Source organism: Cupriavidus sp., from assembly GCF_057315035.1.
Window position 1 is genome coordinate 78,898 of record NZ_DBHKYV010000038.1, and the last position, 6,536, is coordinate 85,433.

The window sequence follows — 6,536 nt, forward strand, 5'->3', positions numbered from 1 at the left end:
GAAGATGCGGAAGCGGAAGAAGCTGCGGTAGAAGAGGCGGAAGCGGAAGCGGAAGAACCGGCGGAAGAACAAGCCCAAGAACAAGACGAAGAACAAGCCCAAGAACAAGCGGTCGCGCAAGATGCAGCGGAGATCAAAGTCCCGCTGACCGAGCCGCCCGTACCGTGGCCGACGCTCGATCATGCGGCGTTCGATGACGAAGCGCCGCACCAGGCGATCCAGCAAGCCGCGCCACCAGCAGCACACTCGTCGCTCGATCCGGCTGCGGCCTTCGCGCCAAAATCGCCCACCGGCATGCCTCCGTACGGCGCCTATAGCGCAAAGGCCAGCTGGCCACCGCTGAAGCCGGCCGAGACACCCCCGCCGCGTGCATCAGCAACCGTCGACCAGCCAGCGCCTGCGGAACACGAGGCAAGCGATGCGATGGCCCCGGAAGCGGCGGAGCGGGCTGCGCGCGACGAGGATTCGGACACCCAGTATGCCGCGCTCGATCAGATCGACAATCCAGCCGGCATCGATGATGGCGCGCCCCGCCCCGCAGACAACGCAGCGCAGCCATTACCTGCCGAACCAGTACCCAGCGCCAGCGGGTTCCTGCGTGCCGCCGATCCGACCGATCCCGAGGCCGACGCCTGGGCAGCGCAAGCAAAGGCCGTCATCGAGAACGATCTCGGCGTGACGCCGCGTGACGGCACGCTCGACGCCGTGGCGCGCGAGACCACCACGCGCCACTGGCTGCGTGAAGACGCCTCCGCTGCACCGGCTACCGGCCCGACCTTTGCCCCGGATTTCCTGCGCCATGCGCGCGGACGCGAACAACCGCGAGCGAGCCAGGCCAAGGTGGCGCTACCGGGGAGCAAGCGCACCTGGATGCGCGCTGCGGTGGTGGTGCTGGCTCTGGGCGTGCTCGTGCAAGGTACGTATCTGGCACGCAGCCAGATCGCCGGCAGCCTGCCCGTGCTGCGCCCGATACTTGAAGCGGCCTGCGCGCCATTCCATTGCGAAGTACCACCGTGGCGCGATCTCGATGCGCTGCGTATCGACAGTTCGCAACTGCAGAAGCAGGATGAGGCGAGCGACATCTACCAGCTCGCGGTCACGCTGCGCAACCAGGGCCGCGCCACGACCGCGCTGCCCGCGATCGAGCTCGTGATGACCGATCTGCAGGACCAGCTTCTGTTGCGCCGCGTGCTGCTGCCGACCGAGTACCTCGATCCGTCCCAACGCGGCTTCTCCGCCACAGGCATGCGCGCGGGCAGCGAGCTGCCGGTTCGGGTACGATTCCGGACACAGCAGTCGGCGGCCAACTACCGCGTGCTGATCTTCTACCCCTGAGTTCCGGGCGCCCCCCGCCACGCCGGCCGGCAATGCACCGGGCCGGCTGGCCATATTTACTTTTCCTGACAGGAGAGACCATGAGCAATGTGACCCTCGGCGGCAACGCCATCGAAGTTGGCGGCAAGTTTCCCCAGGCTGGCGACAAGGCCCCGGCCTTCTCGCTGGTTGGCAAGGACCTGAAGGATGTGACGCTGGCCGACTTCGCCGGCAAGCGCAAGGTGCTGAACATCGTGCCGAGCCTGGACACCCCGGTGTGCCAGGCCTCCGCGCGCAAGTTCAACGAGGCTGCCAGCAGCCTGGCCAACACCGTGGTGCTGACCATCTCGGCCGACCTGCCGTTCGCCATGGGCCGCTTCTGCACGGCCGAGGGCCTGGCCAACGTGGTGACGCTGTCGACGATGCGCGGCGCCGATTTCAAGGCCGCCTACGGCGTGGATATCAAGTCCGGCCCGCTGGCTGGCGTGTGCGCCCGCGCCGTGGTCGTGGTCGACGAGAATGACGCGGTCAAGTACAGCGAACTCGTGCCCGAAATCAAACAGGAGCCGAACTACGACGCGGCCCTGGCTGCGCTGAAGTAATCTGTGCGCTAGCACACCGTTGCAAGATCGATTCCGCCCGTCATGCACGGGCGGAATTCATTAACGTATTTGTTACACGTATTTGTTACGCCCCGCTGCCGGGGCCCGAATGGAGAAAAGATGTCCAGCCTGATCTGCGGTTCCGTCGCCTACGACACCATCATGACGTTCGACGGACGTTTCCGTGAACACATCCTGCCGGACCAGATCCACATGCTGAACGTCTCGTTCCTGGTGCCGGGCATGCGCCGCGAATTTGGCGGCTGCGCGGGCAACATCGCCTATACGCTCAAGATGCTTGGCGGCGATCCGGTGGTGATGGCCACCGTGGGTCAGGACGCCAGCCCATACCTGCAGTACCTGCGCGACCTCGGCATCGGCACCGATCACATCCGCACGCTGGCCGACACGTTCACCGCGCAGGCCATGATCACCACCGACCTGGACAACAACCAGATCACGGCTTTCCACCCCGGTGCAATGAGCCAGTCGCAGGTCAACAGCGTGCAGGATGCACTGGCCGGTGGCAAGCGTCCGGCGCTGGGCATCGTGGCACCGGACAGCCGTGAAGGCATGCTGCATCATGCGCAGCAGTTTGCCGAAGCCGGCATTCCGTTCATCTTCGACCTGGGCCAGGCGATGCCGCTGTTCAACGGCGAGGACCTGCGCCAGTTCGTTGAACTCGCCAGCTACGTGACGGTCAATGACTACGAAGCACAGGTCATGCTGTCGCGCACCGCGTGGACCAGCGCCGAGGTAGCAGCCAAGGTACGTGCGTTCATCGTGACACACGGCGAGCGCGGCGCCAGCATCTATGCCGACGGCCAGCAATATGCGATTCCCGCGGTACAAGCCGAACGCGTGGTCGATCCTACCGGCTGTGGCGACGCGTTCCGCGGCGGCCTCCTCTACGGCATCGAGAATGGCCTGGACTGGGAAACCACCGGGCGCCTGGCATCGCTGGTGGGCGCGCTCAAGATTGCCCAGCAAGGTCCGCAGAACCACTGGATCTCGCGCGACGAACTCGGCAGCCGCTTCGAAGCCGCCTTTGGTTACCGATACGCTTAACATGAAGCGGTGTACCGCGCGCACCTGAGTCCGATGAACAGCGCGGCATTGAGACGGGAGTTGCCATGAATCAGATACTTAAAATCAGTGCGGTGGCAGTACTGGCCGCCGCGTCACTGATCAGCGGTTGCGCCAATTACTCGAACTCGGGCAGCGTTTATTCGCCGGGCCAGGCGCAGCGCGAGCAGACCGTGCGCTACGGTGTGGTGGAAGGCGTACGCGAAGTGATGATCCAGGGTGGCTCCACGGGAGCCGGTACGATCGCCGGCGGTGCGATTGGTGGTATTGCCGCCGGCAGCACCATCGGTAGCGGTGGTGGATCGGTTGCAGCGGGCCTGCTTGGGGCCGTGCTGGGCGGTATTGCCGGCAGCGCTGCCGAGAACCGCATCACGCAACGCCGCGGCCTGGAGATCACGGTGCGGCTCGAGGACGGCGACATGCGCGCCATCACCCAGGAAGCCGACGAGGTGTTCCGCCCGGGTGACCGCGTGCGGCTGCTCTCTTCCGGTGGCGTGACACGCGTCTCGCACTGACAGTTTTTCACGGCTCATGAAGAACGCCGCGCGCCCCCGGGCCGCGGCGTTTTTTTGTTTGGGCTTCACTACGGCCTTGGGCGCCAAAAGTAAAAAACCCGCCGGGCACGGGTGCCATCGGCGGGTTGGCAAGACTTGCTGTCTTGCGGACCGGATACGCGGTATCCGGTCAGTGTGGCACGCAATGCGTGTCCAGGTGCTTCCCAGTTGTGATCGCTCGCACGAGGCGACGCGATTACGGACGGTTGCCCGTCGGGAACGGCCAGGCAGCAGCCGGGTTCAGCGCGGTCTTTGCAGCAGCAGCAGGCGCAACGGCAGGGGCCGCGGCAGGCTTGGCAGCCTTCTTGGCAGCAGGCTTCTTCGCAGCGGCCTTCTTGGCAGCCGGCTTCTTGGCAGCCGGCTTCTTGGCAGCAGCCTTCTTGGCCGGGGCCTTCTTGGCGGCTACTTTCTTGGCTGCGGCCTTCTTGGCCGGTGCTGCCTTCTTGGCGGCGACCTTCTTGGTTGCAACCTTCTTTGCAGCAACCTTCTTCACTGCGGCCTTCTTGGCAGCCGGCTTCTTGGCGGCAACCTTCTTGGCAGCTACCTTCTTCGTAGCGACCTTCTTGGCAGCAGCCTTCTTGGCGGCCGGTGCAGCCTTCTTGGCGGCGACCTTCTTCACGGCGGCCTTCTTGGCGGCCGGCTTGGCGGCTTTCTTAGCCGCCGGCTTTTTCTTTGCAGCAGTTGCCATGGATAACTCCTTCACTAGCGTGAAATATCGAATGACCTAAATGAGCGACCCGACCAATCCGAGGCGCGTTTGACGCGTACCCCAATCGAGCGAGCGATTCATCGGCGCACGACACATCTTCAACCGCACGCTAATGAATTCGGTGACAGGGAAACCGTCGCGATCCGAGTCGCGAAGTACGGCATTTACACGGCAGCACGGAATCCGCGCGCTGGCTGCAAAGCCAGCGTACAAGCGGGTTCCCGGGGCATGCCGCGCCCTGGAATATTCGATCGGCCCGCGCCGCCCGTCGTGACGGCGCGCAACCAGGAAAGAGGAGATATCAGTCAGCAGGCCTGCAGTGCGGGCATGGCCTCGCGCACTGCAGACGGCAATCATACGGGGGTAGCTCGCCCATCCCGTCACTGGGCTACAGGAGACTGCACGCGTTGTAAGAAGCCTGATCGGCCCGGTCTGCGTCAAAGTTCTGTTGCTCCTCGGCTACCCACCTTCACTGCATCGAAGCATCGCCATCATCGTTACTTCTTGCTTGCCTTCTCGCGACGCTACGCTTCGGTTCGTTAGCTCGTCGATTTGTTCGATCCGCTTCGTCGACTCGCTTCGTCAAACCACGTCGATGCAATGAAGTGAGACTCTTGTCAAGGCGAATCATAATTCGTTTGTTCGATGATGTTAAGAAAAAAGTGCAAAAAAACTTGCACGCAAGATCGAATCGATCTACTCGACGCGCGTACTTCGATCACGACACCATCGACACACACATTGATCTCGACTTTCACAACGTCGATGAAGTTCCATCGGACATGTGTTTGATGGTCTTCGAACGCGTCGCGGATCATCTTCGCGATGCGTGTTCGCACATCGCTCACACACCGTCGCGCAGTCGTGCGCTCACCATCGGACGCGTCATCGCGATGCGCATCCCCACATCTGCCGACCGACTGGAAATCCGCATGAACATTGGCTTTCGCGGTCGCTCATGGGGATGCGCCAACGGCGCAACAGCAACGCCAAGGCGGTACGTTGAGAACGTCGAGCCGAGGCACGCCAGGCGACGTCGCAATGCATGCGCGATCAATGACGCGACACGCTCGCGCACCGACTGCCCGGATGCGATGACCACCACGCCGTGCGTCGATCCGACAGTTGCGCGAGCACGACGAAGAGTGATGCGTCAACGCAACGGTTTCTCACTTCGACACAAGTTCGTGTGTGCATCGCGACGTCGTCGAACCGCGATGGACGTCGATCAACGTCGACGAATGACGATTGCAGTCACGCCCGACAGCTCCATGACATCGCATCGCGCCCATCGCAATTCCGCGAATGCGAATGTGGCAGTCATCGATCGATGCAAAGGTCGCGATGACCACTGCGACGTCAGGCACTGACCGCGAGGCATCCGGGTTCCTACGGATGCCCGGCGCGGCAAGCCTTCTCGTGTGGCGTGGCTACACCACTGATCGGGCCGCTAGAGGAATGTCTCGGGTAGAGCCTTCCGGCGGCTTTTGTTGCACGACAAGATCCCGGCCCGGTGCCGTCAGGCGGCCGATTGCGGCCGTGCTTGCGGTACCCTCTGGTGCGTACGCAAACGGATGTTGGTGATTGCGGCGCGTGACCGCCGCCAGTAGATTGGCGTCGCACGGCGCCAATGCCGACGACACACTGAACTGGAGACCTCCATGCGCATGACCTACCCCCGCGCCCTGCTGCGCACCGCCACCATCGCGGCAACGTTTGCCGCGGCACTCGCCACCAGCACCGCGGCACTGGCACAGGCCACGCCGTCTGGCACATGGCACACCATCGACGATGCCACCGGCAAGCCGCGCGGCGTGATCGAGATCGTCGAGAAAGATGGCGTGTATAGCGGCAAGCTTGTAAAGAGCCTGGTGCCTTCCGAGGGAGCGCCCAAGGTTTGCGACAAGTGCACCGATGCACGCAAGGACCAACCCATCATCGGCATGACGCTGCTCACTGGTTTGCGCAAGAGCGGCGACAACGAATGGACTGGTGGAGAGATCCTGGACCCCGAGACCGGCAAGCTTTACAAGTGCAAGATGTCGCTGGCCGACGATGGCAAGAAACTCAATGTGCGCGGCTTCATCGGCATCAGCCTGATCGGCCGGACGCAGTCCTGGGTGCGCCAGCAGTGACGTGTGGAAAATGCAGCGAGCATGCTCCCCTCTCCCGCCTGCGGGAGAGCAACCGTGTCAATGACTTCGTGCGGCTCACGATCAGCCGACGCTTGACAGGGTCGTGACCAGCTCCCCTCTCCCGCAGCGCGGGAGA

General features: G+C 63.3%; 7 protein-coding genes. 6 read left to right on the top strand and 1 reads right to left on the bottom strand.

Annotated features, from left to right (window positions below):
* From ACO550_RS31615 to ACO550_RS31630, 4 genes are all read left to right on the top strand, one after another.
* A partial coding sequence (locus ACO550_RS31615; protein WP_485995070.1) for a DUF3426 domain-containing protein occupies positions 1–1,335 on the top strand: 1,335 nt, incomplete at its 5' end.
* Positions 1,336–1,415: 80 nt separating this feature from the next.
* Positions 1,416–1,916, top strand: a complete 501-nt coding sequence (gene tpx, locus ACO550_RS31620; RefSeq protein WP_315598899.1) for a thiol peroxidase — start codon at positions 1,416–1,418, stop codon at positions 1,914–1,916.
* 120 nt (positions 1,917–2,036) lie between these two features.
* The gene (locus ACO550_RS31625) at positions 2,037–2,984 is read left to right on the top strand and encodes a PfkB family carbohydrate kinase (protein ID WP_315598900.1); all 948 of its coding nucleotides are present in this window, start codon (positions 2,037–2,039) and stop codon (positions 2,982–2,984) included.
* A gap of 65 nt (positions 2,985–3,049) precedes the next feature.
* Positions 3,050–3,517: a hypothetical protein gene (locus tag ACO550_RS31630; RefSeq protein ID WP_315598901.1), complete on the top strand. Its 468-nt coding sequence runs from the start codon at positions 3,050–3,052 to the stop codon at positions 3,515–3,517.
* A gap of 235 nt (positions 3,518–3,752) precedes the next feature.
* On the opposite strand, the gene ACO550_RS31635 is transcribed toward ACO550_RS31630, so the two are convergent.
* Positions 3,753–4,244: a histone H1-like DNA-binding protein gene (locus ACO550_RS31635; protein WP_485995071.1), complete on the bottom strand. Its 492-nt coding sequence runs from the start codon at positions 4,242–4,244 to the stop codon at positions 3,753–3,755.
* A gap of 659 nt (positions 4,245–4,903) precedes the next feature.
* On the opposite strand from ACO550_RS31635, the gene ACO550_RS31640 reads away from it, so the two are divergent.
* Positions 4,904–5,635 carry a hypothetical protein gene (locus ACO550_RS31640; RefSeq protein ID WP_485995072.1) on the top strand — a complete coding sequence of 244 codons (732 nt, stop codon included), beginning with the start codon at positions 4,904–4,906 and terminating at the stop codon, positions 5,633–5,635.
* Positions 5,636–5,926: 291 nt separating this feature from the next.
* Positions 5,927–6,400 (top strand): DUF2147 domain-containing protein, encoded by a 474-nt coding sequence (locus ACO550_RS31645; RefSeq protein WP_485995073.1) that lies wholly within the window; start codon positions 5,927–5,929, stop codon positions 6,398–6,400.
* Positions 6,401–6,536 lie beyond the last annotated feature (136 nt).

Excerpts from the sequence above, each read along its gene's own strand:
- tpx (WP_315598899.1), top strand. The coding sequence starts at position 1,416 with ATGAGCAATGTGACCCTCGGCGGCAACGCCATCGAAGTTGGCGGCAAG.
- ACO550_RS31625 (WP_315598900.1), top strand. The coding sequence starts at position 2,037 with ATGTCCAGCCTGATCTGCGGTTCCGTCGCCTACGACACCATCATGACG.
- ACO550_RS31630 (WP_315598901.1), top strand. The coding sequence starts at position 3,050 with ATGAATCAGATACTTAAAATCAGTGCGGTGGCAGTACTGGCCGCCGCG.
- ACO550_RS31635 (WP_485995071.1), bottom strand. The coding sequence starts at position 4,244 with ATGGCAACTGCTGCAAAGAAAAAGCCGGCGGCTAAGAAAGCCGCCAAG.
- ACO550_RS31645 (WP_485995073.1), top strand. The coding sequence starts at position 5,927 with ATGCGCATGACCTACCCCCGCGCCCTGCTGCGCACCGCCACCATCGCG.